The sequence below is a fragment of the Erythrobacter tepidarius genome (genome assembly GCF_002155695.1).
GTDB classification, from domain to species: domain Bacteria; phylum Pseudomonadota; class Alphaproteobacteria; order Sphingomonadales; family Sphingomonadaceae; genus Erythrobacter; species Erythrobacter tepidarius.
Genome location: NZ_MUYJ01000008.1, coordinates 138,084 through 164,373, shown reverse-complemented (window position 1 = coordinate 164,373; position 26,290 = coordinate 138,084). Strand labels below are relative to the sequence as shown.

The 26,290-nt window shown below is 65.3% G+C and carries 28 protein-coding genes; 9 read left to right on the top strand and 19 right to left on the bottom strand.

The window, feature by feature from the left end; all coding sequences use genetic code 11:
• Positions 1 to 450: 450 nt before the first annotated feature.
• The 5 genes from BZF61_RS09805 to BZF61_RS09785 are packed head-to-tail and all read left to right on the top strand — an operon-like array spanning position 451 to position 3,868.
• Entirely contained in the window at positions 451 to 1,215 is a 765-nt protein-coding gene (locus BZF61_RS09805) for an SDR family NAD(P)-dependent oxidoreductase (protein ID WP_086618890.1), read from the top strand.
• Positions 1,216 to 1,260: 45 nt separating this feature from the next.
• Entirely contained in the window at positions 1,261 to 2,229 is a 969-nt protein-coding gene (locus tag BZF61_RS09800) for a thiamine pyrophosphate-dependent dehydrogenase E1 component subunit alpha (protein WP_086618889.1), read from the top strand.
• Positions 2,229 to 3,215: an alpha-ketoacid dehydrogenase subunit beta gene (locus BZF61_RS09795; protein ID WP_086618888.1), complete on the top strand. Its 987-nt coding sequence runs from the start codon at positions 2,229 to 2,231 to the stop codon at positions 3,213 to 3,215. The genes BZF61_RS09800 and BZF61_RS09795 overlap by 1 nt, the downstream gene beginning before the upstream one ends.
• Positions 3,216 to 3,449 carry a biotin/lipoyl-containing protein gene (locus tag BZF61_RS09790; protein ID WP_086618887.1) on the top strand — a complete coding sequence of 78 codons (234 nt, stop codon included), beginning with the start codon at positions 3,216 to 3,218 and terminating at the stop codon, positions 3,447 to 3,449.
• Positions 3,449 to 3,868 (top strand): nuclear transport factor 2 family protein, encoded by a 420-nt coding sequence (locus BZF61_RS09785; RefSeq protein WP_086618886.1) that lies wholly within the window; start codon positions 3,449 to 3,451, stop codon positions 3,866 to 3,868. Before BZF61_RS09790 ends, BZF61_RS09785 begins: the two co-directional genes overlap by 1 nt.
• Here BZF61_RS09785 and BZF61_RS09780 read toward each other — a convergent pair whose 3' ends face one another.
• The 3 genes from BZF61_RS09780 to BZF61_RS09770 all read right to left on the bottom strand — a co-directional run bounded on the left by BZF61_RS09780 (position 3,869) and on the right by BZF61_RS09770 (position 6,943).
• Entirely contained in the window at positions 3,869 to 4,666 is a 798-nt protein-coding gene (locus tag BZF61_RS09780; protein WP_086618885.1) for a sugar phosphate isomerase/epimerase family protein, read from the bottom strand.
• Between the two features lie 90 nt (positions 4,667 to 4,756).
• A complete protein-coding gene (locus BZF61_RS09775; RefSeq protein ID WP_086618884.1) occupies positions 4,757 to 5,509 on the bottom strand; it encodes an SDR family NAD(P)-dependent oxidoreductase in 753 nt (250 codons plus the stop codon).
• Positions 5,510 to 5,515: 6 nt separating this feature from the next.
• Entirely contained in the window at positions 5,516 to 6,943 is a 1,428-nt protein-coding gene (locus BZF61_RS09770) for an aromatic ring-hydroxylating oxygenase subunit alpha (RefSeq protein WP_086618883.1), read from the bottom strand.
• A gap of 123 nt (positions 6,944 to 7,066) precedes the next feature.
• Between BZF61_RS09770 and BZF61_RS09765 the strand changes: the two genes are divergently transcribed.
• Complete coding sequence (locus BZF61_RS09765; protein ID WP_086618882.1) at positions 7,067 to 7,603, top strand: VOC family protein; 537 nt, start codon at positions 7,067 to 7,069, stop codon at positions 7,601 to 7,603.
• Between the two features lie 306 nt (positions 7,604 to 7,909).
• Here BZF61_RS09765 and BZF61_RS09760 read toward each other — a convergent pair whose 3' ends face one another.
• Positions 7,910 to 8,719: a helix-turn-helix transcriptional regulator gene (locus tag BZF61_RS09760; protein ID WP_086618880.1), complete on the bottom strand. Its 810-nt coding sequence runs from the start codon at positions 8,717 to 8,719 to the stop codon at positions 7,910 to 7,912.
• A 130-nt stretch (positions 8,720 to 8,849) separates the two neighbouring features.
• Between BZF61_RS09760 and BZF61_RS09755 the strand changes: the two genes are divergently transcribed.
• On the top strand, positions 8,850 to 10,463 hold the full coding sequence (locus BZF61_RS09755; RefSeq protein WP_158094085.1) for an AMP-binding protein: 1,614 nt from the start codon (positions 8,850 to 8,852) through the stop codon (positions 10,461 to 10,463).
• 109 nt (positions 10,464 to 10,572) lie between these two features.
• On the opposite strand, the gene BZF61_RS09750 is transcribed toward BZF61_RS09755, so the two are convergent.
• From BZF61_RS09750 to BZF61_RS09695, 12 genes are all read right to left on the bottom strand, one after another.
• Positions 10,573 to 11,472, bottom strand: coding sequence for an SDR family oxidoreductase (locus tag BZF61_RS09750; protein WP_086618876.1), 900 nt, complete (start codon positions 11,470 to 11,472; stop codon positions 10,573 to 10,575).
• A 135-nt stretch (positions 11,473 to 11,607) separates the two neighbouring features.
• The gene (locus BZF61_RS09745) at positions 11,608 to 12,816 is read right to left on the bottom strand and encodes an acyl-CoA dehydrogenase family protein (protein WP_086618874.1); all 1,209 of its coding nucleotides are present in this window, start codon (positions 12,814 to 12,816) and stop codon (positions 11,608 to 11,610) included.
• Positions 12,817 to 12,832: 16 nt separating this feature from the next.
• Entirely contained in the window at positions 12,833 to 13,600 is a 768-nt protein-coding gene (locus tag BZF61_RS09740; RefSeq protein WP_211276755.1) for a ThuA domain-containing protein, read from the bottom strand.
• Between the two features lie 98 nt (positions 13,601 to 13,698).
• Entirely contained in the window at positions 13,699 to 14,469 is a 771-nt protein-coding gene (locus BZF61_RS09735) for an SDR family NAD(P)-dependent oxidoreductase (RefSeq protein ID WP_086618873.1), read from the bottom strand.
• A complete protein-coding gene (locus BZF61_RS09730; protein WP_086618871.1) occupies positions 14,466 to 15,620 on the bottom strand; it encodes a thiolase family protein in 1,155 nt (384 codons plus the stop codon). The genes BZF61_RS09735 and BZF61_RS09730 overlap by 4 nt, the downstream gene beginning before the upstream one ends.
• Positions 15,617 to 16,057, bottom strand: coding sequence for an OB-fold domain-containing protein (locus tag BZF61_RS09725; RefSeq protein ID WP_245804571.1), 441 nt, complete (start codon positions 16,055 to 16,057; stop codon positions 15,617 to 15,619). The genes BZF61_RS09730 and BZF61_RS09725 overlap by 4 nt, the downstream gene beginning before the upstream one ends.
• Before the next feature lie 11 nt (positions 16,058 to 16,068).
• Entirely contained in the window at positions 16,069 to 17,151 is a 1,083-nt protein-coding gene (locus BZF61_RS09720) for an acyl-CoA dehydrogenase family protein (protein ID WP_086618870.1), read from the bottom strand.
• A 5-nt stretch (positions 17,152 to 17,156) separates the two neighbouring features.
• On the bottom strand, positions 17,157 to 18,398 hold the full coding sequence (locus BZF61_RS09715; RefSeq protein WP_086618868.1) for a cytochrome P450: 1,242 nt from the start codon (positions 18,396 to 18,398) through the stop codon (positions 17,157 to 17,159).
• Positions 18,399 to 18,496: 98 nt separating this feature from the next.
• Positions 18,497 to 18,886, bottom strand: a complete 390-nt coding sequence (locus tag BZF61_RS09710; protein WP_086618867.1) for a limonene-1,2-epoxide hydrolase family protein — start codon at positions 18,884 to 18,886, stop codon at positions 18,497 to 18,499.
• On the bottom strand, positions 18,883 to 19,647 hold the full coding sequence (locus BZF61_RS09705) for a ThuA domain-containing protein (RefSeq protein WP_086618865.1): 765 nt from the start codon (positions 19,645 to 19,647) through the stop codon (positions 18,883 to 18,885). The genes BZF61_RS09710 and BZF61_RS09705 overlap by 4 nt, the downstream gene beginning before the upstream one ends.
• Positions 19,647 to 20,657: an NADP-dependent oxidoreductase gene (locus BZF61_RS09700; RefSeq protein WP_086618863.1), complete on the bottom strand. Its 1,011-nt coding sequence runs from the start codon at positions 20,655 to 20,657 to the stop codon at positions 19,647 to 19,649. The genes BZF61_RS09705 and BZF61_RS09700 overlap by 1 nt, the downstream gene beginning before the upstream one ends.
• Before the next feature lie 22 nt (positions 20,658 to 20,679).
• Complete coding sequence (locus tag BZF61_RS09695) at positions 20,680 to 22,818, bottom strand: molybdopterin-containing oxidoreductase family protein (RefSeq protein ID WP_086618861.1); 2,139 nt, start codon at positions 22,816 to 22,818, stop codon at positions 20,680 to 20,682.
• Positions 22,819 to 22,937: 119 nt separating this feature from the next.
• Between BZF61_RS09695 and BZF61_RS09690 the strand changes: the two genes are divergently transcribed.
• Positions 22,938 to 23,942, top strand: coding sequence for an NADP-dependent oxidoreductase (locus tag BZF61_RS09690; protein ID WP_086618859.1), 1,005 nt, complete (start codon positions 22,938 to 22,940; stop codon positions 23,940 to 23,942).
• Between the two features lie 106 nt (positions 23,943 to 24,048).
• On the opposite strand, the gene mobA is transcribed toward BZF61_RS09690, so the two are convergent.
• The 3 genes from mobA to BZF61_RS09675 are packed head-to-tail and all read right to left on the bottom strand — an operon-like array spanning position 24,049 to position 25,311.
• Positions 24,049 to 24,540: a molybdenum cofactor guanylyltransferase gene (gene mobA, locus BZF61_RS09685; protein ID WP_245804574.1), complete on the bottom strand. Its 492-nt coding sequence runs from the start codon at positions 24,538 to 24,540 to the stop codon at positions 24,049 to 24,051.
• A 14-nt stretch (positions 24,541 to 24,554) separates the two neighbouring features.
• Complete coding sequence (locus BZF61_RS09680) at positions 24,555 to 24,896, bottom strand: putative quinol monooxygenase (RefSeq protein WP_158094084.1); 342 nt, start codon at positions 24,894 to 24,896, stop codon at positions 24,555 to 24,557.
• Between the two features lie 4 nt (positions 24,897 to 24,900).
• Positions 24,901 to 25,311, bottom strand: a complete 411-nt coding sequence (locus BZF61_RS09675) for a nuclear transport factor 2 family protein (RefSeq protein ID WP_086618855.1) — start codon at positions 25,309 to 25,311, stop codon at positions 24,901 to 24,903.
• A gap of 127 nt (positions 25,312 to 25,438) precedes the next feature.
• Between BZF61_RS09675 and BZF61_RS09670 the strand changes: the two genes are divergently transcribed.
• Positions 25,439 to 26,248 (top strand): SDR family NAD(P)-dependent oxidoreductase, encoded by an 810-nt coding sequence (locus tag BZF61_RS09670; protein ID WP_169711956.1) that lies wholly within the window; start codon positions 25,439 to 25,441, stop codon positions 26,246 to 26,248.
• The last annotated feature ends 42 nt before the right edge of the window (positions 26,249 to 26,290 follow it).

Below are 26,290 nucleotides of genomic sequence, written 5' to 3'. Positions count from 1 at the left end.
GCGGCCTTGTCCGCATTGACATACTCCCCATAGGAACCTCCCCAAAGGAAGGAGTGTGCCAGCCGATGATCGCCCCAGATGCGGAATGCGCCCTTGCGGCTCTGACTTTCGTGATTTTCGGCGCGTGGTCTTGTCCGCTTGTTCAGCCTTGTCCGGGCCGTCCACACCTGTTCGAAATGGCTTGCGCCGCTGGACGCATGGGCCAATTACGCGACGATCCCCAGCCGGTCTTATTCGTCCTCGTCGGCCGGAGAAAACGCGTGCACATCAATGCTCGCCCGATGGCCCGGCTCCCGACCCTTGCGACCGCCTGCGGGGTGACGATGCGCAGGGCAAAATAGCATATTGCCGCTCCGGCCATCCTCGCCACCCCCACAATTTTGACGATACGCGGCACTCCTGCGCTCGGCTATCCCCACAGGTCGCAACCATTAGCCGGGGAGAGGCGCTATGGATCTGGGACTGAAGGGCAAGAAGGTCATCATGAACGGCGGGGCACATGGCCTTGGCCTTGAATCGTTGAAGCTGTTTGCCGCCGAAGGCGCCGATGTCGCCTTCTTCAGCCGCAAGGACGACAAGATCGAGGCCGCGAGGGCCGCCATCGATGCGGCCGGTCCGGGCAAGGTGTTTGCCGAGGTGTTCGACATGGCGAGCGGCACCGAAGCCTATCAGGCCTGGCTAGAGAAGGCCGCGGCCGAAATCGGTGGCTGCGACATCTTCGTTCACACCGCTTCTGCCTCGGGCACCGGTGGGGCGGGTGACTGGCAGGCGTGCCTCGACATGGACCTGAAGGGCGCGGCCTTCGCGGTGGAGACCCTGACTCCCCATCTCGAGAAGTCGGGCACCGGCTCGATCGTGATGCTCTCGTCCACCGCGGCGCTTGAAACCTTCATCGCCCCCAATCCCTTCAACGCGATCAAGGCGGCGCTGATCACCTATGCCTCGCAGCTCTCGCAGGCGCTTGCGCCCAAGGGCATCCGCGTGAATACCGTCAGCCCCGGTGCGATTTACTACAAGGGCGGCAACTGGGAGATCATCGAGGAGCACATGAAGCCGCTGTTCGATGCGACCCTCGCCAAGATGCCGATGGGCCGCTTCGGCGAGCCGGTCGAGGTCGCCAAGGCGATCGTCTTCGTCGCCAGCCCGGCGGTGCCCTACATGACCGGTGCGAACATCGTCGTCGACGGCGGGTTCACGCAAAGGGTTCAATTCTAGGGCGCGTCCAGTTCCAATCCCTTCCCCCTGAAAGGTCCCAAAACCATGGCGCAAATCGACCGCGACAAGCTGCTCGACATCTACATCCGCACGATGAAGGTGAACCGCACCGACGAGAAGTTCCGCGAGCTGCTGATGAGCGGCAAGGTTGCGGTGATGTATTACTGCGTGCGCGGGCAGGAGCTGGTTTCGGCCGCGGCGATGGCAGCGCTGGAGAAGGAAGATTATGTCGTGTGCACCTATCGCGGTCAGGGAGAGCAGACCGCCAAGGGAATCCCGATGGAAAAGTGGTGGGGCGAATGCCTCGGCAAGGCGACCGGCACCTGCAAGGGCAAGGGTGGCACCATGCACATCACCGACCCGGAAACCGGCATCATGGTGACCACCGGCGTGGTAGGGTCGGGCCTGCCGATTGCCAATGGCCTTGCGATGGCGAGCCAGAACAACGGCGATGGCCGCGTGACGCTTGTCAGCTTCGGGGATGGGGCGGCCAATATCGGCGGCTTCCACGAAGCGATGAACATGGCCCAGCTCTACAAGCTGCCGGTCGTCTTCCTGTGCCAAAACAACCGCTATGGCGAGCACACCGCCTATGCCGATCATACCGACAGCCCCAGCATCGCCTTGCGCGCCGAAGGCTACGGGATGAAGGGTGTGCGGGTCGACGGCAATGACGTCTTCCAGATCTACCCCGCGGTCAAGGAAGCGGTCGATCGTGCCCGCCGGGGCGAGGGGCCGACGCTGGTCGAGGCGATGTGCTACCGCATGATGGGGCACTTCTTCGGCGCGGACTTCAGCTACATGCCGCCCGAACACATCGCCGAGATGAAGGCCGAAGACCCCTTGCCCAAGCTGCGCAAGGTGATGCTCGAGCACCAGTTCACCGAAGAGGAGCTGGACGCGATCGTGGCCGACATCGACGCGCAGATCAACGCCGCGGTCGAACACGCGCTTGCCGCGCCGCTGCCGGATGTGAACGAAATCTACAAGGACGTGCTGGAGGAGACCGCCTGATGGCCCAGATCACCATGACCCAGGCGCTGAACCTCGCCATCGACGAGGCGATGGCCGAAGACCCGGCCGTGTTCTGCCTCGGCGAAGACGTTTCTGCCAAGCAGGGTGGCGGGGTGTTCAAGGTCACCGCGGGCCTGACCGAGAAATATGGCGAACAGCGCGTGCGCGCCACACCGATTTCCGAGACCGCGATCATTGGTGCTGCCGTCGGTGCGGCGCTTGCGGGCCAGCGGCCGATTGCCGAGATCATGCTGATGAACTTCGTTGGCGTGTGCATGGACCAGATCGTCAACCATGCCGCCAAGCTGCGCTTCATGTCGGGCGGGCAGACCCCGTGTCCGATCGTGATCCGCACCACCACCGGCGTCGGGGTCGGCTTCGGCGGGCAGCACTCGGACATGCTGGAGGCGTGGTTCGCTCACGTCGCGGGGATCCATGTCGTCACCCCGTCGAACCCGGCCGATGCGCGCGGGCTCCTGCGCGCCGCGATCGACGCCAACGACCCGGTGATCTTCATCGAGAACATCCTGTGCTACGGCCTCAAGGCGGAAGATCCCGGCCCGGGCTACCGCGTGCCGCTCGGCAAGGCGGCGATTGCCCGCGAAGGAACCGACATCTCGATCATCACCTATGGCCGCACCGTGCTCGATGCGCTCGACGTGGCGAACGAGCTGGCCAAGGAAGGCATCAGCGTCGAGGTTGTCGACTTGCGCACCATCGCGCCTTACGACGAAGCGAGCGTGCTGGCATCGGTCCGCAAGACCGGACGCGCGTTGACCCTGCATGAGGCCGTGCGTCCCTTTGGCACCGGCGCCGAGATCGCCGCGAACATCCAGGAAAAGTGCTGGGACGTGCTCAAAGGCCCGGTGCGGCGCATCGGCGGCACCTTTTCCGCTGTGCCCTTTGCCAGCCACCTCGAACAGGCGTGGATCCCGAACAAGGGCCAGATCATCGAACAGATCAAACTTGCGATGGGCAAACTCTAGATGGCGACAGAAATCCGCATCCCCAAGCTCGGCATGAGCGCGGTCGAAATGACTCTCGTCGAATGGATGTTCGGCGATGGCGAGCGCGTGGAGAAGGGCGACATCATCTACACGGTCGAAACCGACAAGAGCACCACCGAGATCGAGGCTCCGGCCAGCGGGATCATCCATCCCACCGGCGAGGAGGGCGCGGTCTACAAGGTCGGCGATCTCATCGGCACGATTGACGAGTGATGTCCCCGAGTAGCGGAGCGGCAGGACGACAGGGGCTCACCCCCAGAGAAATGCTGGCCAAGGTCTATGCCACCGCTGCCACGCGGGACTGGGACGCGGTCGAAGCGCTGATCCATCCGGATTTCGTGCTCTATGAGGCAGGCAGCCTGCCCTTTGGCGGAGAGTGGCGCGGGCGCGATGCGCTGCAACGCTGCGCCGCGGCGATGTATGCCACCTGGGCCGACACCAGGCTCGAAATGCTCGACTGCACCGGCGGTGAAACATGGGCGGTGATGGTGATCCGCCTGACCATGCACCCCAAGGACGGCAGCGAGCCTTTCACCCAGACGATCTGCGAGGCGGGCACCTTCGAAGGCGGGCTGCTTCGCGAGCTGCGCATCCATTACTTCGACGCGGCGGAGGTGGCCGCGCGCGCCTGATCAGCCCTGTGCGTCCAGCCATGCGCGGCTGGTGCGGGCGACTTGACGGGCGCGTTCGACGAGGTCGGGAAAGGCCTCGCGCAAGTCCGCGGAACGTTCCTCGATCGCCATCGGCAGGTGCGCGGGCAGGGCATCGACCATCGCGGCCAGCGGCAAGCCGCCTTGCCCCAATGGCATCCGCCGGTTGATCGCATCGTCGATGATCGCGTCGAAACTGGCCGGATCCGGCCCCGCGGCGGGCGCGTCGCAGGGCTGGCAGTAGCTCAGCCATTCGCGCGGGATTGCGGCGAGATCTTCGAGCGTGCCGCCGGACCGCGCCCAGTGCAGCGTATCGACCAGCAGCGCCTTGGCCTCGCCCTCGATCGCCTCGAGGATGGCGCGGGCCATGTGGATGGTCTTGACCTCGGTGAAGAGACCGAATTCGAGATTGACCCGCACCCCGGTGCCCTTGGCGCGCTCGACCAGCGCCTGGAACTTGGCGGTGGTGGCGGGCATGTCAGGATCGCTGGAGACGCACAGCAGATTGCGGGCGCCAAGTTCGGCGGCAATATCGACCAGCTCGGTCAGCCACGGATCGGCCGGACCGGGCATGATCCACGCGACTTCCAGATCGAGCAGTTCCACCCCGGCATCGCGCGCCAGTGCACGGATCGCGCGGGTGGTGGCCGGGGTCCATGTGTCGCGCTCGGCCCACATCCCGCCGAAATCGAAATCGCTCGCCGCGGCGCATTCGATCAACTGGGCAGGCGTTGCCTCCGGCATGATCCCGGCGGCGAGCGAGATCAGGCGTCTAGCCATGCTGCGCCTCTCCGGAAAAGCCGGCGCGAGGCTGCGCGCGCAATGCCTGAGCGTGCGATCCGGTTCGCTTCGGTCTGAACCGGCAAGGCATCACAGCGTCTGCCCGTCGTCGAGGACGAAATCCGCGCCGGTCACGAACTCGCTCGCGTCCGAGCACAGGAACAGGATCATCGCATCCAGCCCCTCCTCTCCCATCAACCGGCGCCTCGGAAAGCGCGCGATCTGCTTCTTGCCGCCTTCGGTGTCGAACCAGGCATCGTTGATCGCGGTGCGGATGTAGCCGGGCGAGACGGTGTTGACGTTGATGCCCGCGCGCGCCCATTCGCGCGCCAGCGTGCGTCCGGCCTGCACCACACCCGCCTTGCTCGCGGCATAGGCGACAAGGCCGGGCGAAGGCTCGAAGGCGGTGATCGAGGCGATCAGCACGATCCGTCCGCTGGTGATGCCGTGGGCCATCATCCGCCTTGCGCCCTCGCGCGCGGTCAGGATCGCACCCTTGAGGTTGATCGCGAGGGTCTGCTCGATCTCCGCTTCGGAGATGGCGGTGGCCATGCCGGCGCCGTCGACCCCGGCATTGGCGATGACGGTGTCGACCGGCCCGAAGGCCGCTTCGGCCGCGTCGAATCCGGCGATGATGTCCGCCTCGCGCGCGACATCCATCGGCACCGCGACGGCGGCGGCGCCGATCTCGGCTGCAAGAGCCGCCAGCCGGTCCGCCCGCCGTGCGCCGAGCGCGACATTCGCGCCGCTCGCCGCAAGAATGCGCCCGAACCGCGTGCCAAGGCCCGAGGATGCGCCGCTGACGAGCGCGGTGCGCCCGCGAAGATCGAAGGAAAAGCCCATGGCAGTCTATCTAGCCGCAGGCAGTTCCCCGTTCACATATTTCATCAGCGTCCGCTGGAAATGCCGCACGCGGCTGTCCTGATAGTGGCCCAGCTCCATCATCCCGTCCTTCAGCGCCTTCATGCCTTCCTGGACATAGGGCAAGTTGGACAAGTCCTGATCGAACACGTTGGCAAGCTGCGGGCCCATCAGATCCTTGGCCCAGGCGAAGGGCTGATCATCCGGAATATAGGTCGGCGGCACGGCGCGCGGACGCGGCTGGCCCTTGGGCGTGGGGAACAGCAGACGGATTTCCATGATGCACCAGTCGGGCGTGTCGCCCGGCAGCCAGCGGTACACCAGCGTCGGCAGGAAACCGATCCACGGCGAAAAATTGGGGAAGATATTGTAGGTGAAATTGTCGAGGATCTCGGTGTCCGAGGCATCGGAATAGTCATAGCCGTACTGTTCGGCAAAGCCCTTGCGGCCGGCCTCGGCCAGCAGCTTGCGCGCGCCAAGCGGATCATCGGCCTCGTAGCCTTCCCCCGGGCCTTCGCTGGCCGAGAAGCGGCGGTTGGTGCGCGCGTCCTGGCCGCCGGAGAATTCGTTCATCTTCTCCAGCACGTAGTCCGAGTTCTTGCCCTTCACGTGCGGGCTGAGCACGCCTGAAGGCGTGATCGCGCGGTTGAAATGATCGCCGATCAGATCATAGCGCGTATTGGCATCGCCCAGGAAGGCGAGCAGCTGCGGGTGCGTGGTGATCGAATGCCATGCTTCCATGAAGGCCTCGGCGGTGGCCTTCCAGTTGGCCGGAATGCGCTTTTGCACCCACATGCCGGTATAGCGGTTTTCGAAGTCGTAACGCTCGTAATGGCTCGCCGGCTCGCCCAGCCAGGTCTTGAAATCGGGCAGGCTGTGGTTCTCGGTGATCATCACGAAGCCCTGCCACAATTCGACGCGCGCCTGTGGCAGGTCCATGTTCTTGCCTTCGAGGTGCTTGAAGTCCCACGCGCAGGGGATTTCCTTGAGCGAGCCGTCATTGCGCCAGGTGAAACCATGGAACGGGCAGCGCAGCTGCACCGAGTTGCCGCTTTCGGTCCGCAGCTTGCGGCCGCGATGCAGACAGGCATTGTAGAACGCCTTGACGCTGCCATCCTTCTGCCGGATCAGCAGGAAGCTTTTGCCGGCAATGTCGAACACCACGCTGTCGCCGGGATCGGGCAATTCGTCCTCGCGCGCGGCGAAGAGCCAGACGTTGGGCCACATCTTCTCGCGTTCGAGGCGGGCGAATTCCTCCGAGATGTAAGGCATCACCGGCAGCGGTTCGTCGCCCATCTCGATGGTGGATTCCTTGAACAGGTAGTCCGGCGGACGGCGGGTGTCGCCATTCAGCATATCGGTATAGCTGATTCCCGGGCAGCGGTCTTCGCGGGCAATATCCTTGATCTCGTTCATCGTGCTTTTCCGGTCCTCATCGGAGGCGAACTGGCCTGTCGTCCTCGCACTTTGTGCAGTGTCTCGGCGAAAGAATATCACACAGCTTTGCAGGACGGGCACACTATCGGATTGGAGAGGAAGATGGGCTTGCCGGGAAAGATCGCCGCCTTGGGCGAAATCATGCAGTTGGCCTTCGTGCCGGAGGATTTCGATGCGGCTGTGCAGCACTGGACCAAGGTCATGGGGATCGGGCCGTTCTTCATCATCGAGGGCATTCACCTCGACGGGATGAAATACCGGGGCGAGCCTACGCAAGCGGTGTTCGATCTGGCGCTGGCCTATTGGGGCGACTTGCAGATCGAGCTGATCCGCCCGCGCGACAATCACCCCTCGATCTATACCGGGGATTACGGGGCGACCGGCAACGGGCTGCACCATGTGTGCCTTCTGGTCGATGATATCGCCCACGCGCGGCGCATTTGCGAGGCGGAAGGGGCCGAGGTGATGCTCGAAGGCACCTTCGGCACCAGCAAGGCGATCTATGTCGATGCCGGGGGTGGTCCGGGGACGCTGGTGGAGCTGCTCGAGCAGGCCAAGGACGGCCCCGACCTGTTCGGGATGATCAAGGCCGCCGGGATCGGCTGGGACGGCAGCGAGCCGTTGAGGAAGCTGGGCTAGGATCCCTTGTTTTCCGCACGCCATCCGGCGCGCGCGATCCTAGCTCATGCAGCCTGAAGGTCGGGTGTCCAGCCTGCGGCTGTTTAGCTTCGCTTGCGCTGCGGGCGCCCGTTCGGCCGCGCGACGCCTGTGGCCCGAGCCAGCACTCGTCATCGACACCGCGCAGCTATCGGTCGCGCAGCGACCGCGAGCGCACGACGCGCGCCGCAGGTGCTCCGTAGCGAAGCGGAGGGAGCGTGCCCTCAAGTAGCGAAGCGGTAGGGCAACAATGGCTCACCGGGGACGTGCCCGCAGGCGGGCACGCAATCAATCGCTCGCCCCCAGATACCCGAGCTGACCGGCCTTGAAGATCGTCTGCGCGCGGTTCACCGAATCCAGTTTCTCGCCCGCGCGGTGGATGTGGTAGCGGATCGTGGCGTGCGACCGGTTGAGGATCATGCTGATCTCCTTGTCGGTCTTGCCGATCGCTGCCCAGCGCAGGCACTCGACCTCGCGCTTGGAGAGCACGCAGTCGGACGGGATGCGCCGCTTGGTGCGGTTGGCCTGCACGTAACCGGCGACGAAGCAGCGGGTGACCATCGCGAACAGCGCGCCATATTCGGCGAATTCGGCCGAGAGGTCTTCCTTGTTGCGGTCCATCGAGATGAAGCTCGAGGCCGAAATCTGGCCGAAGGGCAGGTGCGTCGGGATCACGATCGCGGCCTTGCACAGCGCCCGCCTCTCGAAATCGCTGAGGTCGATCTCGGCCAGGTAGTGGTTGCGCCAACGGGTGTTGAAGCCGTGGCGGTTGACCCAGAACGGCTCGCTTTCATAGCGGCAGGCGCGCGGCAGGGGGGAATGCAGCGCGAGGCGATGATCCTCCCACCAGCGCGCCCCGTCATCGAGCCAGCGGAAGATGTCGGCGTTGAGGATCGTGCCATCGGCATCGACCATCGGCTCCTTGGAGGAGATGTCGTCGCACACCGCGATCTGCATCCCGCGCTCCTGTGCGATTCGCGCGAGGTTCACCGCGGCATCGTGGATGTCCTCCGGGCAGGTGATGGTGACCGAATCGAGCAATTGGTTAAGGGATTCGCGACCTTGCGGCGTCCGCAGCTCGACAACATTATTAGCCATTGTCAGACTCGCTCCTCTCGTTTGTTCTCCCGCAAACCTACTCTAGCGCAATTTTGCAGGATGTCCTGCCAATTTACCTAGGGGAAAGAGGCCGGCGGGGGGGCTAGCGATTTTGATGAAGGAGATTGCGGTGACGGGTTTTACGGGCGCGAATTTCGGGATGGTGCTCAAGGCGCTGGCAGGGGCAATCCCCGCAGACCGTCCGGCCCTGGTGCACGGGGATCGCGTGGTTTGCTGGGGCGAGCTGGACGCGCTGACCGACCGGATCGCCGCGGGTCTCGTCGCCCGCGGATTGCGGCCCGGGGACATCGCCGGACAGATGCTGCGCAACACGCCCGAATACCTGCTCGCCTATTTTGGCTGCGTGAAGGCGGGGGTGGTGCCGATCAATGTGAACTACCACTACAAGGCCCGCGAACTGGCAGACATCTTCACCCGCTTCGGCCTCAAGGCGCTGTTTACCGAGAGCGACTTTGCCGAAATCGCACGCGGGGCGATGCCGCAGGGGACGCTGACGGTGGATGTCGGCACAGCGGAGTGGGCGGCGCTGTGCGGCAGCCCCGTGCCGGACGGATTTGCGATCCATGACGATCCGCAAGCCCTGTTCCTGACCGCGACCGGCGGCACCACCGGGATGCCCAAGGCGGTGATGTGGCCGATGGATCAGGCCTGGGGCGCGTTCAGTATCGGGGTGTGGCAGCGCCCGCCGGGTACCCCGCCGCTGGTGACACAAAGCCTTGCCGAACAGGTGGCCGAGGCCGTTCGCATCGGACCCGAGCACCCCGCCAGCACCTCGCCCCTGCTGCTGCTCAGCCCGCTGATGCACGGGGCCGGGCAGTTCACCGCGGTCATCCACCTGCTCAAGGGCGGCACGCTGGCGCTGCTGCCGGGGCCGAAGTTCGACGCCGACCTCGCGCTCGACGAGGTCAAGCGCCTCAAGGCGCGCGGGATCTTCATCGTCGGTGACGCCTTCGCCCTGCCGCTTGCCGACCGGCTCGATGCGCGCGGCGATGCGGCGCAGGTGCTGGCCTCGCTGCGCACCATCACCTCGTCGGGCGCGGTGTTCTCACCCGCGCTCAAGGCACGCCTGATCGCGCACCACCCCACGCTGACGATTGTCGATGCGCTGGGTTCCTCGGAAAGCTCGGGCACCGGCATCGTCATCACCACCGCCCAAGGCTCGACCGGCGGGGGCAAGTTCCAGCCCTTGCCCGGCCGCGAGACCAGGCTGTTCGACGAGAACCTCAAGGAGATTCCCCCCGGCACCGAGGGCATTGGCATTGTCGCGCGCACCGGTCCGCTGCCTTTGGGCTATCTCGGCGAGGACGAGAAGAACGCGCAGACCTTTCCGGTGATCGACGGCAAGCGCTGGCTAATGACCGGCGACCGCGCGCGCTGGGCTTCTGACGGCACGCTTGAATTCATCGGCCGCGACAACATGTGCATCAATACAGGTGGCGAGAAGGTCTTTCCCGAGGAAGTCGAAGCGGTGCTGTTCGAACACCCCGGGGTCAAGGACGTGCGCGTGGTGAGCCTTCCCGACCCGCGCTTCGGGCGCAAGGTGGTGGCGGTGGTGCAAACCGAGGGCACAGTCGACGAGGCTGGACTCGACGCCCATGCCCGCGCAGGCCTGGCCGGCTACAAGATCCCGCGCCTTTACGTGCTCACCGACAAGTCGCTGCGGCTCAACAACGGCAAGCCCGATTACAAGACCGCACAGGCGCTTGCAGACGCTGCCGGTTAGTGCCGGACAAGGGGCCGCAGGCCCGCACGGGCGATTGCCCGCCCGCACCGGTCTGTTCCGAAGCGAAGGAATGGCCGCGAGGACGAAGGCGCGAAGGCGCCTGCGCGATCTAGACGCTTCTTTCGGCCTTGTCCTTTTCGTTGGTGCCCTTGATCATCGCGCGCAGCTGTTCCCATTCGGCATCGCCCAGTGCGTGGAGCATCGGATAGAAGGTGCCGCCATTGGCCTGGAAGCCCGCGCCGTCGATCGCGATGGTCTGGCCGTTCACATATTCCGCGCCCGGCGCCATCAGGAACACCGCGAGGTTGGCGAGTTCATGCATCTCGCCCGCGCGGCCCATGGGGTTGAGGTTATTGCCCGAATTGCCGCCCGCGCCGCCGGGGTGGAGGCGCGCGCTCATCCCCTTGGTCGGGAAAAGCCCCGGAGCGATGGCGTTGAACCTGAGGCCATAGCGGCCCCACTCGGTCGCAAGGCTCTGGGTCATGGCGTTGATCGCGGTCTTGGACATGGCCGAGGGCACCACGAAGGCGCTGCCAGACCACACCCAAGTGGTGAGGATCGAGAGGAAGCTGGCCTTCTTCTTCTCGGCAATCAGCCGCTTGCCGATGTCGAGCGTGACGTAGAAGGTGCCGCGCATCACGATGTCGGCAATCGCGTTGAAACCGTTTACGGACAGGTCTTCGGTGCGGCTGATGAAATTGCCTGCGGCGTTGTTGACCACGCCGGTCAGCGCCCCGCCATCGGCCCAGATCGTATCAACCATGGCATGGATGGCTTCGGGATCACGGATGTCGCAGGCGTGGCCAACGATCTTGCCGCCGTGCAGTGCGGTGAGTTCGGCCACCGTCTCGTCGAGCTTGCACTGCCGCCGGCCGCAGATATAGACCGTTGCGCCGAGCTTGAGAAAGGCCTCTGACATTTCCCGCCCGAGACCGGTGCCGCCGCCGGTAACGAGGATCCGTTGGCCCGCCATCAGGCCTTCGCGGAACATCAGCTTCGATACGTCCATCTCGGTCTCCTATGCTTTTCGTCCTTGCGGGCCGCCCGGGGCGGCGGCGCCATGGCAAACGTGACCGCGCCAGCGCGCCCTGGTCTTTGGATCGCTTCCTTGTTTCCTTCCTCGCCGTGGCGAGGAAGCGCCGTGTCACAGACCCAGCACGGTCTTGGCGATGATGTTCTTCTGCACCTCATCCGAACCGCCGAAGATGGTCGAGGCGCGGTTGTTGAGATATCTGCCCATCGCGGTCTGGGCATATTCGCTCCCCACCGGCTCGGGCGCCTCGTTGCCGTAGAGCGGGCGTTCGAGCGGCAGTTGCAGCGCATCGGGGCCGAGCAATTCGAGCCGCAGCGTGTCGACCTTCTGGCCGATATTCGCGCTCAGCAGCTTGACCAGCGAGGTCTGCGGGCCCGGCGCATGCCCCTTGGCCAGTTGGGCGAGGATGCGCAGCTCGGTCACCTCCAGTGCCTCGGCCTCCAGCCTGACCCGGGCGAGCCGGTCGCGGAAGCGCGGATCATGCGCGATCGCGCCGTTGACGCCCGAGGGTTGGGTCTGGGCGAGCGTCTCCAGCCGCTCGATGCTCTGCAGCAGGCGCGGGGCGAAGCAGGATCCGCCGCGCTCGTTTTCGAGCAGGAACTTGGCGATGGTCCAGCCCTGGCCTTCCTCGCCGATGCGGTTGCACACCGGGGTGCGCGCGTCGGTGAAGAACACCGCGTTGACCTCGTGATCGCCCGACATCGAATAGATCGGGGTCACTTCGATGCCCGGCTGATCCATCGGCACCAGCAGGAAGCTGATCCCCTGCTGCTTCTTCACGCTCGCATCGGTGCGCACGAGGGCGAAGATCCAGTTGGCGTGATGCGCGTGGGTGGTCCAGATCTTCGATCCGTTGATGACATATTCGTCACCCTCCCGCCGCGCCGCCGTTTTCAGACTGGCGAGGTCGGAGCCGGAACCGGGCTCGGAATAGCCCTGACACCAGTAGTCTTCGCCCGACAGGATCCTCGGCAGGAACCGCGCCTTCTGTTCGGGCGTGCCGAATTCGCAGATCACCGGGCCGACGAGGCGCAGGCCGAGGATCGCCAGCGCCGGTGCGCCGGCAAGCGCACATTCCTTTTCGAAAATGAACTTCTGCGTCGGGGTCCACCCCGTTCCGCCGTCCTCCTTGGGCCAGTGCGGAGCGACCCAGCCCTTCTTGTAGAGGATACGGTGCCACTCCATCCCAATATCGGGCTCGACGAAGACGCCGGGCGTGCGCCGCGCACCGATGCGCAGGCGCTCGGGCAGGTTGTCCTTGAGGAAGGCGCGCACTTCCTCGCGGAAGGCGATGTCCTCGGGCGAGAAGTCCATGTCCATGTCGTATCGATCCCGTTCAGTCCCCGTCTCTCATGGCCCAACGGATCGTGCGCCGCAGCAGCTCATAATAGACATCGTAATTCCAGGCGCACATTTCCTTGTGCGGGTAGAAATCGGCCATGCCGGGCAGGTCATAATGTCCGCGGCAGTGACCAAGCGTATTGTAAACGATCCGCCCCGCGCCAATATCCCTCGTATAAACGATAGGCACGGTGGTTTTCGGCCACTGGCTCTGGGTAAAGCCGGTGGCCTCGCCTTCGAAGGTGGTCTGCATCAGCGTCTCGATCGGCGCGGTGGTTCTGGACAGATAGAGCTCGTCCACCACTTCGAAGTCGGCGATCCCGCGGGTCAGCTCGTGATCCTTGTTGACCACCGCGACCGGGAACCTGTCGATCGGTGGATGCGCGACGAACTGCGTGCCGAGCATTTCCATCACGTCAGGACGCTCGTCGGGGGCATCGACCAGGCCATCGGCGGTGAAGACGAGGATCGCGTTGGTGCCGTGCAGCGCCATCCACTTGCCGCCCTTTTCCAGCCAGGCGCGCAGCTGCCGTGCCTGTTCCGGGGTCGGCATCAGATCGCAGGTGTAGGTGATGAGGAAGCGGCAGGCATCGAGCCGCTCCAGCCCCGAATAGTCGGCCGCCACGGTGGTGCGGATCTGCGGATGCTCGGCCAGCAGCTTGAGGATCTCGAGCCGCGGGTAGTCGATGTCGTGATACTTGCCCGCGGCGATGAAATGCGCATCGATGCGGGTGGCGGGTTGTGTGGTGGGCTGTGCGGGCATGTCAGCTCCTGATGTTTCTGCCGCCATCGACTGGCCGGCGGCGCGAACGCGATTGCGGGAACCGGGTGTCCGGGCGGATGAAATGGACTTTGGCCACGTTAACTCCGAATGCTTCCGCCGCCATCGACGGTAAAGTCGCATCCCGTGGTGAAGCTTGCCTCGTCGCTGGCCAGGAAGACCACCGCGCGGGCGACCTCCTCCGGCTCGCCGATGCGGTTCATCGGGTGGGTGGCGGCGAAATTGGTTTCGATGTTTTCGGGCGTGTCGGCACCCGAAAACTTGTAGCGGTTGTACATCGGGGTGCGGATCGCACCGGGGTGGACCATGTTGACGCGGATCGGCAGGCCGCGCTCGGCCAGATCGAGCGCGACCGACTGGGTCAGGCCCCGCAGTCCCGCCTTCGAAGCGGAATAGGCAGCGACGAAAGCCGCGGGGCGCAGGGCGATCATCGAGCCGATATTGACGATGGCGCAAGGTTCCCCGCTGGCTTCCATCGCCGGAATTGCGGCGCGCATCCCGTAGAAGGGGCCGGTGAGATTGATGGCGATGGTGCGCTCCCACACGTCGAGCGAACCGTCGGGGACATTGCCGGGTTCCGAAATTCCGGCGCTGTTGCACAGCACGGTGAGTTTGCCGAACCGCCCGCGCGTGGTGGAGACGGCCGCTTCCCACTGGTGAAGGTCACGCACGTCGAGCTGGCAGGCATCGGCCCGTTCGCCCAGCTCCGCCGCGAGGGCCTGCGCCTTTTCGCGCTGCACATCGCCCAGCATCACGCAGCCGCCCTCGGCGATGATCAGGCGCGCGACCGCAGCCCCGATCCCTTCCGCGCCGCCCGAAACCAGCGCGACCTTGCCCTGCATTCGGCTCATTCGCGTTCCAGAATGGCGACGGCGGACAGGCCCGGAGCGCCGTAGACATGACTATAGGCGAGGCGCGGCTTGCCGGGCACCTGCCGCGCGCCACCGCGCTGGCGCAGTTGCTGGACATTCTCGTAAACCTGCCTGAGGCCCGAGGCGCCGATCGGCTCACCGCAGGCCAGGCACCCGCCATCGGTATTGACCGGCAGCTTGCCGCCGTTGATTTCGGTCCAGCCATTGGCCAGCCATTCTTCCTGCTCGCCATCCTTGCAGAAGCCGTTTTCGGCCATGTGCATGATTTCCGCGCCGCTTTCGGTGTCCTGCAGCTGGGCAACCGAGATGTCCTCCGGCCCGACGCCCGCCTTCTCGAAAGCGGCCTTGCTCGCGAGCACGGTGGGCTTGCCGCCTTCCGCAATGCTGATGCCGGGCTGAAACACCTCGAAGGAGTTGGGCGGGCGGGTCTTGACCGCCACCGCGCGGATCTTGACCCCGTCCGCGCCCAGTTCACGCATCTTCTTTTCCGAAGCGAGGATCAGCGCCACCGCGCCCTCGGCGGGCGAGCAGAACATGTATTTGGTCAGCGGGTCGTTGATCATCGGTGCGTTCATGATCGTCTCGAGATCGACCGGGCTGCGCCGCCAGGCGTGGGGCGTGATCGCACCATTGCGGAAGGCCTTTTCCGCCACCCGGCCAAGCGTGATGCGGCTGATCCCGTGAAGCTGCATGTAGCGCTGGATCTTGAGCGCGAAGAATTGCGTGGTCAGCATCATGCCGGTCTGGCCGTACCAATCGGGCAGGCCGTAATCGGCCGGCTTGGCGTTGAACGCGCCGCGCGGATGCTTGTCGAAGCCGACTGCCAGTGCGAGATCATACATGCCCGACGCGATGGCCTGTTGCGAGGCGGCGAGCGCGCTGCCCCCCGTGGCGCAGCCATTGGCGACATTGGTGAAGGGGAGCGAGGTCAGCCCCAGCTCGTTGACCATGATGTCCGCACTGCCCGCCGCCGCCGAGCCACCATAGGCGCATTCGATGTCGGGCCATTCGAGGCCTGCATCCTGCAATGCCTCGCGTACGGCATAGACGCCCTGCTCGCGCCCCGAGCGGCTGTCGGTGCGGCCAAACGGGTGGATGCCGGCGCCGATGATATAGACATTCTCGCTCATGCGGCTTTGCTTTCGGTTTGGGCGACAGGGCGGAAGGCGAAGGTGTCGTAGCGCGCGTTGAACGGCACGATGCAGAATTCGAGATCCATGCCGAGATGGAGATCCTCCAGCCGGGCATCGACGATCCGGCTCTCGACGATCACCTCGCCGGGCAGTTCGACATAGCCGAGCAGGAAAGGCTGGAAGTCGGACGGGCCTTCGCCCGGCCCGCTGCCGGGGCCTTCATAGGGTTCCTTGGGCAGGAAGCCCTGCGAGGTCCACGACCACAGCTTGCCGCGGCGCGCAAGCTTGTAGGGCTCCACTCCTTTGGCTGCATCGCCGACGGGCATCGGAAAGACGATCTCGCCCGAGGGCAGCCTGCCGCCGATCAGATGCGGCTCGGGATCGTCGCTCCACAGGTTCGGATCGATCTTTTCGCCCATGATGTCAGCCCCCATCAGCCCGCCAATCACGCTGCCCGCGCATATTCGGCCAGCATGGTATCGCCATCGCCGAACAGCCGCGCGAGCAGCAGCACCCGCTTCAGCGCATGGCCGATGGCAAGCTCGTCGGTGATCCCCATGCCCCCGTGCATCTGCACCGCCTCGCGCGCGATGGCATCGACATTCTCGCTGATGAAGGCCTTGGCCCCGGCAGCGGCGCGTCGCCATTTCGCCGCCGCGCCGCGCTCGGTCAGCGCGGCCCGATAGAGCATCGAGCGCGACTGTTCGCCGCGCGCATAGCAATCGACCAGCCGATGCTGGAGCGCCTGAAAGCTGCCGATCGCCACCCCGAACTGCTCGCGCTCCTTGACATAGGCGAGCGTGTCGTCGAGCAGCCGCTGGCCAAGGCCGACCATCTCGGCCGCCGCCAGCAGGCGCACATCGGCGACGATCGCATCCAGCGCGGCGGCATCGAGCGCGAGCTTGGCGGATGCGGGCGTGCGGGTCAGCTTCAATTCGCCCGCGATGCTGCCATCGACGAGGCGATAGGCGCGCACTTCGAGACCGGGCGCGTCCTTGGGCACGAGGAAGCAGGCGGTCTGTCCGCCAAGGTCAGCGGTAACGATGAACAGATCGGCGAGCAGCGCGCCCATCACCATCGTCTTTTCGCCCGACAGCACAAATCCTTCCGCCTTCTGTTCAGCTTTCATGCCTCTGGCCTTGAGGCTGTAGCGCTGATTGCGCTCGGTCCATGCAAGCGTGGCGAAGGTCTCGCCCGCAAGCACGCTGGCGAGCATTTCTTCCGCGCCGCCGTGTTCGAGCAGCAGGGCGGGCAGAATCCCGTGTTCGAGCAGCGGATCGGGCGCGTTGGCCTTGCCGATCGCCTCCAGCACTAGGGCCAGATCAATCGGCGCGCCGCCCATGCCGCCTGCCTTTTCCGACACGGCCAGCGCGATCAGGCCAAGCTCGGCAAGGCTCTGCCAGCGCGCGCGGTCATAGCCGCCCGGTGACAGGCGCAACCGGCGGCGTGCCTCGACATCGATCGGCGCGGCGAAGCGCTCGACCGAGGTCACGAACATCTGCTGCTCTTCCGACAGATCGAAATTCATGCGGCTCAGGCCTTCCGGGTGAACGTGATGGGCAGGTGGGTCACACCGCGCAGCAGGATGTTCGGCAGGATGCGGATCTGGCTTTCGTCGGCCACCGCGAAATTATCGAGCCGCTCGAGCAGCTCGTCGAAGGCGACGAGCATCTCCTTGCGGGAGAGCATATTGCCCACGCACATGTGCGGCCCCTTGCCGAAGGCGAGGTGGGTGCGGGCATTGGCGCGCTCGATATCGAACTTGTCGGGATCGGGAAACTTCGATGGATCGCGGTTGGCCGCCGCATAGCGCAGCTGGACGATTGCGCCGTTGGGGATCTTCATCCCGCCCAGCTCGGTATCCTGCTTGACGATCCGCCACATCCCCGCCGTCGGCGTTTCGTAGCGCAGCGCCTCCTCGACGAGATTCATGATCACCTTGGGATCGCGCCCACCGGCGGCGGCCTTGGCCTTGGCCATCTGGTCGGGGTTGCGGATCAGCTGGAGCAGGCCGCCGGCCAGCGTCGAGGTGGTGGTCTCGTTCCCCGCCACCATGAACTGCTGCATCAGCGACATGATTTCAGCATCGGTGAGCGGGGTCTCGCCCTCCACCCGTGCTTCGACCAGGTCGGTCAGCAGGTCGTTGCCGCCATTCGCCCTGCGGTCGTCGATCAGACCCTTGATGTAGTGCTGGAATTCGACCAGCGAGCGGGCGCATTCCTTCTTGCGCTCGAAATCGACCATCTGGCTGAAGCGGTCAACCGCCGCGTCCGACCAGCGCTTCACCCGCTTGGGATCATCCTCCAGCCCGATCTGTCCGGCGATCATGGCGACCGGCAGCGGCACGCCGAACTCCTCGACGAATTCGCATTCTCCCCGGTCGGCAAAGGCCTCGATCAGCTCGATCGACTTCTGCCGCATATCGGCCTCGATCGCGTTGACGCGCGGGGCCGAGAAGGCGAGGTTGACCAGCTTGCGGTTGCGGGTGTGAACCGGATGATCGGCGGTCAGCAAGGTCGGCAGGTCGGGCCAGCCCTCGGCAAGGATCGCCTGGATCTCCTCGTCCGCCTCGCGCCCCATCAGCGCGGTGAAATCGTTGGAGAAGATCTCGGGCTTGGTGGCCGCTTCGCTGCACAGGTCGTAGGAGTAGACGACCCAGGTGTTCATCCCTTCGAGATGCTCGATCGCGATCCCGGCCTCGTGCACGGCGCGGTAGTAATCGAACGGATCGATCAGCGTTTCCGGCGCGAAGACGTTGCCTTCAGGCTTGTTCATGTGGCCAGGCTCCAGACCCCTTGAAACTATGGCGCGAGCCTAGCCATGAGTGCGCCTGCGATGCGATGCGCGTTTGTGTTAGGATTGCCGCGCCATCGTCATGCATCGCCGGGTGCCGGGGCAAACTCGCGCTGGAACTCGCCCATGTCGAAATAGTCGCGCCAGGCGGTGATGCGGCCATCTGCGCCCATTTCAAAGGTGCCCATTACCCGGATCGCGGCGCGGCGACCGTCCTTGAAGTTGAAGGCATCGGTGCGCTCGGTCAGCACGGTGTTGCCGCTCGCCGCGATGGCGTGGGTCTGCCAGTCGCATGAGGCGACGTTGGCGAGGAACCCCTCGATCATGGCGCGCATCGCGGTGGTGCCGTGGATCGGCTCCATCGGGATGTTGTGATAGACGATGTCGTCCGCGCACAGCGCCATGATCGCGTCGATGTCGCAGGCGTTCCAGTGGGCGATGAAGGCTTCGACAGTGGCTTGCGGGGTCATGCGATTGCTCCTGAGGTATAGTCGAGCGCCTGCCCGAGCATCTGCCGGACGTGGCGGTTGGCGTAGCTGGCGGGGCCATCGCCGAATTGCAGGTAGATCAGCCGCGCGGGACAGGTGCGGCTTTCCCAGGCGATGCAATTGCTGCCCGGCGGATGTGCCCAGCCCGCACGGCTGAACATCGCGCCTGCGACGGCGTTGGCGGCGGAGTAGAAATTGTCGGCGGTAAAGGCGAAGCCCTCCGCGCGCACCAGCGGGGTGAAGGCGCTTTCATCGACGGGACACAGGTAAAGCTCGTCGGTGACCGGGAAGCTGGCAGGCAGGCCGCGCGTCACCGGATGATCGGCCACCACCCGTGCTGTGTAGGCGACATCGTGGCGGTAGCCGGAATCCGGGCCGTGGCTGCCCGGCTGATAGTGGAACTGCCCGCCGAGCCAGTCGTGCCATTCGGGCCACAGCGCCCAGCCCGCAAGCGCATGGTGCATCGCCACCGCGCCCTTCCCGCTGGCGAAGCGGGCGGTGACGGCCTCGCGCAAGGCGGGCGAGGGCGGGCGCACCGTCACCGTACCCTCCCCGAAGCTATAGCCCGCCATGTCGTAGAACAGCAGCGCATCGGCGGTGCGGATCGCCTGCGCCGCGTCGGCCTCGCCGCCCTCGGGGTGGACGAGGTGGGTGATCTCAAAGTCGCCTAGGTTTTGCAGGAGTTCGTCGAACGGCCCCGCCTCGTAGGGGTGGCCTCCCGACAAGACCAGAAGCGAACGCATCAGGCGATCTTAAGGATCATCTTGCCATCATTGGTGCCCGCGAACAGCCGCATGAAGCTGTCGAAGGCGTTCTCCAGTCCCTCGTCGATATGTTCGTCGATGGTCAGCCGCCCTTGCGCGGCCCATGCGCCCATCGCTTGCGCGCCCTCGCCGAAGCGCGCGACATAATCGGCCACCAGCAGGCCCCGGATCTGCGCGCGCTTGACGATCAGCTGCCACAGGTTGCGGCATCCGCGCGGCGCGGTGTTGTATTCGCTGATCAGGCCGCACAGCCCGACGCGGGCGTGGAGGTTGAGGTTCATCAGCCCGGCATCGAGGATGATCCCGCCGACATTCTCGAAGATCACGTCGACCCCGTCGGGGCAGGCCTCGGCAATCGCCTTGGTCAGTGCGGCTTCGTCCTTGCCGCGATAATCGATGGCGGCGTCGAAGCCGTATCTCTCGATCAGGCGCGGGCATTTGGCCGGGCCGCCCGCGATCCCGACTGCGCGGCAGCCGTGGATCTTGGCGAGCTGGCCGACCAGCGAGCCGACCGCGCCCGCCGCCCCGCTCACCAGCACGGTTTCACCCGGCTTGGGCTCGCACACCTCGAGGAAGCCGAAATAGGCCGTCATCCCGACCGCGCCGAAGATCGAGAGGTAGTTGGTGACGCTCGGCACCTGGGCAGGGTCGATCGGCTGGGTGAAGCCGCCGGCCACGCCGACCGAGTAATCCTCCAGCGCATTCAGACCCATCACCCACTGGCCGGGAGCGAAGCCCTCCGCGCGGCTTTGCGCGATCACGCCGATGGTGCTGGCGCGCACCGGTTCGCCCAGCGGGATCGGCGGCATGTAGTTGCCCTCTGCATCCATCCACCCGCGCATCGCCGGATCGAGCGAGGCATAATGGTTGCGGATCAGGAACTGGCCTTCGGCAAGCTCGGGCGTGTCTTGGGTGACAAGCGCGAAGTCCTCGCGCACGGGCGTGCCGACGGGACGGCGCTGGAGGAGAAAGCGGCGATTGGCGGGCATAAGGGTCCTTGGGTTGCGATTATCAGGCCGGTTCGAGCTTCACCGGAATGGCGCTCTGGAGCGATTGGCCGGTGATCGGATCGTAATCGACCACCTCGCTCACCAGCCGGTTGGTGGAGGCGCCGCGCTCGCGCACGTCGTCCTTGGTCGCGTCGGCATCGCCATAGGCATGCGCCATCGACACGACCCCGCGCCGCACCTTGTCGCTCGCCTTGACGATGCCGTGAATCGTCGCGTGCGGGCTGCTGATCGCCACCAGCCCGCCCTCCTTCAGTCCCAGCGCGGCAATGTCCTCGGGGTGGATATAGGCTGGGTTGGTGGTGGTCTTGGCCCGCAATTTCTTCAGCGGATGGCCGATCGAGTTGAACCGCGTCTTGGAGCGGCGGCTGATCAGGCGGAAGTCGAAGCCCTCCTTCGTGGCGCGGTTTTCGGCATATCTGCCCAGTTGCGCGGGCATTTCGCCGGCCGCCAGATCGAAGCGGTGGAACGCGCTCTCGTCGGGCGGTTCGACCAGCGGATGCAGCTCGGGATAGACCATCGCCGCCCCGCCGTTGGCCTGACAATCCTTGCGCACCTCCGAGGGCTTCTTGAGGCTGCCCGCGACCATCAGATCGAGGAATTCCTCCTTGGTGGGCTTCCTGTCCATCGGCAGCGGGCCGCCGTTCAGCACCATCTGCAAGCCGAGGTAGTGCGCCAGCGTCCAGAACATCTCGTATTCGTCGATGCAGTCGCCCGGCGGGGTCACCACCGCCTCGGTGTAGCGGGCATAGGGTTCTTCATGCCACCATTCGGAAAGGTTGGTGATATCCTCGCGTTCGAGGCATTGCGAGGGCGCGAGCACCACCGTGGCGCGTTTCGCGCTGGCGCTCATCCACGGGTCGATCTGCACGAAAAGCTCGAGGTCATCCAATGCCCGGACCATCTTGGCCTGATCGGGGAAACCGACCACCGGATTGCCGCCGACCGAGATCAGCGCCCGCACCTGGCCTTCGCCGGGGGTGAGGATTTCGTCGGCGAGCACGTTGCAGGGCATTTCCCAACCGAGATGTCCGAGGCCCCGGAAGCGCGATTTCGGCATCCCTTCCGCCCCGAACATCGGCACCGGCGGGGCGACCTGGGCGCGCCGCGCCGTCTGGTAGGGGCTGAACACACCGGGGATGGCGGCCTTCTCGCCCTCTTGCTTGAAGCGGGCGCAAATGGTGTTGAGACAGGTGACGAGATATTCGGTGAGCGTGCCGTGGCCTGCCATTTCCGGCCCCGTGCCGGTAACCGCGCAGCCCTTGGAGCCGCCCGCGAACATCCGTGCGGCGGCGACGAGCTGATCCTTGTCCAGACCTGCGCGTTCTGCCGCCACTTCCGGCGGGAAGGCCTTCACCGCCTCGGCAAGTTGGTCGAACCCGTCCACGTGCGCGGCGACGAAATTGCGATCATACAGCCCCTCGGAAATGATCACATGGAGCATCCCCGCCAGCATCGCCGGATCCTCGCCCGGCTTCACCGGCAGATAGATGTCGGCCAGCCGCGCCACGTCGCTCTCGCGCGGGTCAGCGACGATCAGCTTGAGGCCTTGCGCCTTCTTGTCGCGGATCCGCCGCGAGGGGCTGAACGGGGGTACGCCCCCGACCGGCGCATAGTGCGAGACGATCGGATTGTTGCCGATGAACAGCGCGACGTCGCTTTCGGAGAAGGTGTTCGGCCCTGCCATCCATTTGCCGTAGCGCGCGGTGGTGAAGACCTTGGCGGGCTGATCGAGCGTCACCGAGGTGTAGAAATTGCGGCTGCCCACGGCTTGCGCGAAGGAGAGCGAAGCGGCCATCGCCGCCGAGTTCTGAAAGCCTCCCGAGCCCATGAACACCGCCACCGAATGCGGGCCATAGGTGTCGATGATCCGGCGCAGCTCGCTTGCCACATGGGCCAGGGCCTGATCCATCGGCGTCTCGACGAACGCGCCATCCGCATTGCGCACCAGGCTGTGGCGCAGGCGATGCTCCGAATTGTGCGAATCCGGCAGTTCGCGGCCCTTCATGCAGGTGTAGCCACCATAGGCCGGATCTTGCGGATCGCCGCGCACCGCGATCACCTTGCCGTCGACGACATCGACTTCCATCGCACAATTGGCATGGCAGAAGCGGCAGAAAGTCTTGTGCGTGCGGGGGCCCATCGTCTCTCTCCTCGAGACCCGCAAACTACCACAGGGGGCGGGGGGCTCGACTGACACTTTTGTCCGTGGAGAGGCGCGGCGGGCGACCGCAATAGGGCAGGCAACCAGAGGAGACGCTCATGCCCACCACCACCCGCCAATGGCTCTTGAACGGACACCCGCGCGGCCGCGGGATCGAGATCGAGAACGACTTCAAGCTCGTCACCGCCGAATTGCCCGATCCCGGCCCGGGCGAGATGCTGCTGAAGACCCGCTACCTCGGCTTCGATCCAGCGCAGAAGGGCTGGATGGAGAACATCGCCGACTATGTCGCGCCCATGAAGATCGGCAACGTGATGCGCGGCAGCGGGATTGCCGAAGTGGTGGCATCCAACGGCGGGCGCTTCGCGGTGGGCGATCTGGTGTTCGGCACCACCGGCTGGACCGAGTGGCTGGTTACCGACGGCAAGGAGCTGACGAAGGTCGAAACCGAGCTGTCGCCCACCGCCGTCCTGTCGGTGCTCGGCACCACGGGGCTGACCGCCTATTGCGGGCTGTTCAAGGTGGGCAAGCCGGTGGCCGGCGATACCGTGCTGGTGTCGGGCGCGGCCGGCGCGACGGGAAGCATCGTCGGCCAGCTCGCCAAGATCGCCGGATGCCGGGTGGTCGGGATCGCCGGCGGGCCGGACAAGTGCGACTGGCTTGTCAAGGAGGCCGGTTATGACGCCGCGATCGATTACAAGGCGGGCGGGGTGAAGGAGCAAATCCGCGAGCTTTGCCCGCGCGGGGCGGATGTCATCTACGACAATGTCGGCGGCAAGATCCTGAACGACATGCTCGCCTGCATCGCCACGGGCGCGCGGGTGGTGATCTGCGGCGGGATCAGCCGCTACGAAACCGGCACGCTGCCTGCCGGGCCGGAGAACTACTTCAACCTGGTGTTTCGGCGCGGGACGATGGCGGGCTTCATCGTGCTCGACTGGGCAAGCGAATTCCCCGCCATCCGCAAGCGGCTCGAAGGCTTCGTCAAGGACGGCGCGCTGAAATATCAGGAAGACATCCAGCACGGCTTCGAAAACGCGCCGCGGACCCTCCAGCGCCTGTTCACCGGCCAGAACCGCGGCAAGCAGATGCTGAAGCTCTAGGTTTTTGCTCAGTGGCGCTGAACTAGGCGGCGCGGCAATCGACAGCATCCCGCGAACCGTTCCGGATCGCTTCCTGCGGATCAGGTGCGCCCTCGCAACGACGACGCTAGGGCAAATCCTCTGGCGTGTTGACGTTCATCAGCGGGGCGCGAAGCGCCACCTTCCGCGCGCTGACATGATCGGCAAAGCGGTAAAGCGCGCGGCCTCCGCCCGCGAGGAAGCCTTCCAGCAAGGGGGCGGCGCTTGCCGGCCACAGCCCGACGACCGGTTGGCTTGCAACGATCGCTGCCCCCTCGCCCGCAAGGCTGGTGGCCAGATCCTGCGGCAGGTCGGGCGCGTCAACCCCTGCGCTCAGGACATGGGAAAAGCCCCCCTTGTCCGCATGGCGCAGCGCCGCGGCCAATCCGCCCAAGGGGCCGAGTCCGGGTTCGGGCCAGTCGCGAATACAGGTAAAGCCCGGCTCCTCGCGCCCGCAGACGACCACGGCTTCGCACTGCCCGGCGAGCGCCGCGGCCACCTGGTCGATCAGGCGCGCGCCCTGCCAGAGCGCCTGCGCCTTGTCGCTGCCGAAGCGGCGCGCCTGTCCGCCCGCGAGAATGGCTCCCAGAAGTCTCAGTCGAACGCCTCGGTCGCCACGCCTTGGGCATTATAGACCGGGCCTTCGGCATCGACCCGATATTTCTTGCTGACCGCGGCGGTGATCCCGAACTTGCCGATGTGATCGCGCATCCCGGCATAGGCCGGATCGCGGAAGTGGGCGGCAAGGTCTTCCTCGCTCGCCCATTCCTCGAACACGTTGACGCGGGCCGGGTTCATCGAACAGGCGCTCCAGTCGTAGTGGATGCAGCCCTTCTCGGCGAGCGCGGCCTCGATGTGCGGGCGCGCGGTGCGCAGCGCTTCCTCGCGCCGGGCGGGATCGAGATCGATCTGCGCGGCAATGATGATCTTGGCCATCGGCTCACCCCTCCGCCCCGAATTCGGCGACAATCCTGAAAGTGCGGCTGGTGAAGCGCCACTGCCCGTCGATCTTGGCCAGCATGTCTTCATAAAGCCCGCCGACGTGGCGTGCCTTGCCCTGCTTGGGCTTGAGGATCTCCTGCGTCTGCACCCGGGCTTTCGCAGTGTTGCCGGTGACTGCGATCATGCTCGGGATGCAGTGGAAGCTGACCGCCTCCAGACCGCTCATCGCACCCTTCCAGAAGGCGACGATCGCCTCCTTGCCGCGGGTCTTGTGACCCATCAGATCCCATTCGGCATCATCGGCCCACACGCTTGCCCAGGTCTCGGGGTCGATACGCACCACGCCATCGGCATAGGTGCCGTTGAGTTCGCTGATCGCCACGCGATCTTCCAGCGGTCCGGTAAACATCCTCGTGCTCTCCCCAAGGTGGTGCAAAGGGCTATCAGCCCCGCGCCTTGCGCGAACAATGGACACTTTTGGGAAGGGGCGGCACAGGGCGTCCCGTGTTACTCGCTTCCCCCAGAGGAGTCACGTCATGGGACAATTGCAAGGCAAGAGCGCGGTCGTGTTGGGGGCGGCATCGGCAGGCAATATGGGCCAGGCCATTGCCCGCCTGTTCGCCAAGGAAGGGGCAAGGGTGATGGTGGCGGGCCGCAAGCAAGCGCCGCTCGCCGCGCTCGCCGAGGAGATCGGCGGCGAATATACGCTGTGCGACATCACCAAGAAGCCCGAGGTCAATGCCATGGCCGACAAGGCGCTCGCGGCTTTCGGACGGGTCGATATTGCGATCAACACCACCGGCTGGGGCCTGCTCGCCAGCCTCGAGGAGATCACCGACGAACAGCTCGACGCAATCGTCAATCTCCAGTTCAAGGGCGTGCACCACTTCCTGCAAGCCTTCGTGCGGGTGATGAGCCGGCAGCAGCCGACCGGCGGTTCGCTGATCAGCCTGTCCTCGGCCACGACCAAGGCGATCATCACCAACCACGCCGCCTATATCGGCACCAAGCGCGGCAGCGAGGCGCTGATCGAATGCGTCGCCAATGATTACGGGCACCTGGGGATCAAGGCCAACACCGTCTCGCCCGCCTTCACCGACAGCCCGATGACGCATGAGAGCTTCCAGGTGCCGGGATTGGTCGACGCCTTCCTGCCCCGCTATCCGATGGGGCGGCTCAACACCGTGGACGATGTCGCCCACGCCTGCCTGTGGCTGTGCACCGACAACGCCTATGTCACCGGAGCGAACATCCAGCCCAATGGCGGGCTCATCATGCGCGGCAATCCGCAGGCGAGCGACGTTGCCGCAGCCGTCGGCGCGGCGATGGCAAAGCTTCAGGGGTAGGCGCTCTGCCCTTGGCCTGTTTCACGTGGAACATCGAACGGG